This window comes from Streptomyces sp. NPDC055078 (assembly GCF_053607985.1).
The window spans coordinates 1-1,199 of record NZ_JBSGUP010001142.1; the positions used below are offsets into that span (position 1 = coordinate 1).

The window sequence follows — 1,199 nt, forward strand, 5'->3', positions numbered from 1 at the left end:
GTCCGGGTGCGGGCCGCCTCGGCCCAGGAGGCCGACGGCGGCCCGCGTCGGGGCGGGAGTCAGCGGCGGGCGAGGCGCTGGGTGAGCCAGGTGGCGATGTCGGGGGCGGAGGCGTGTGTCACGTTCAGATGGCCGGCGGCGGCGTACTCCCGGTAGGTGACGTCCGAGCCTGCCCTGGTGAGCCGTTCGGCGTACCGGGCGGTGACATCGGCCTGGACGATCTCGTCCCGCGCGCCCTGGCCGATGAAGAGCGGGCGGTCCAGCCGGACGACGGGGGTGTTCACATGCTCGCGCAGGGCGTCCATCAGACGGGGCACGGTCTCGGGGCGCTGTTGCCAGGCGTTGGCGTCGTTGACGCCGGTCCGCATGACCTCCTTAAGGACGTCCTCGAAGCACTTGTCGCGGGCGTGCGGGAGCAGAGCGCGGGCCCGTTCGCTGAGCAGCCGGCGGAAGTCGAGCTTCGGGTCGACGGCCCGCAGCCCCGACACGATGAGGGGGTAGAGGGCGGTGCGCATGGCGCGTTCGGTGCTGGCGGAGTCGGAGCGGTGGGACGTCAGCCGGGTGAACTCGGTGGGCGGTGCGGTGGCCACCGCACCCCGGAAGTCCAGCCGTGGTGCGTACCGGGTGGCGTATACGGCGGTGTGAATGGCGGCGTGGCCGCCCTGGGACTGGCCCATCGCCACAAAGGTCCTGGAGATACCCGGGTTGGCCCGGCGTGCCGCGTGCACGATGTCGATGGCCCCGAACGCGGCGCTGCGGCCGTGCAGATAGGGGTGCGCGCCGGGGGTGCCGAGCCCTTCGTAGTCGGTGGCGGCGACCGCGACCCCCCGGTCGAGCCAGGCCCGTGGACCGGGTTCGCGGGCCAGTCCCGGATCGGTACGGCTGGGGGCGCAGGCGTCCGCGACGCCGACCGTGCCATGGGTCAGCGAGATGAGTGGCCAGCCGCCCCTGGGGGGCTTCCCCCGCGGCGCGAAGAGCAGCCCGGAGACGGTGACCTTCTCGCCGCCGGAGCCGGTGGAGGTGTACTCGATGACCTGGCCCGGTCCGCCGTGGGGGCGGTCCCGGCTGGGCAGTGAGACGGCCTTGAGGAGCCGGCCGCTCCCGGGGGCCGGTGCGATCCGGACGCGTCGGCCGTCCGCCGGGAGCTGAGCGCCTGTGGACGGCCGCGCGCTCGCGTCCCGGTCCGTACCGGCATCCGC

General features: G+C 74.3%; 1 protein-coding gene. It reads right to left on the reverse strand.

Features of this window, described 5'->3' with window-relative positions:
• Window positions 1-59: 59 nt before the first annotated feature.
• The coding region (locus ACWF94_RS40805; protein ID WP_453500404.1) for a lipase family protein at window positions 60-1,199 on the reverse strand (1,140 nt) is incomplete at its 5' end.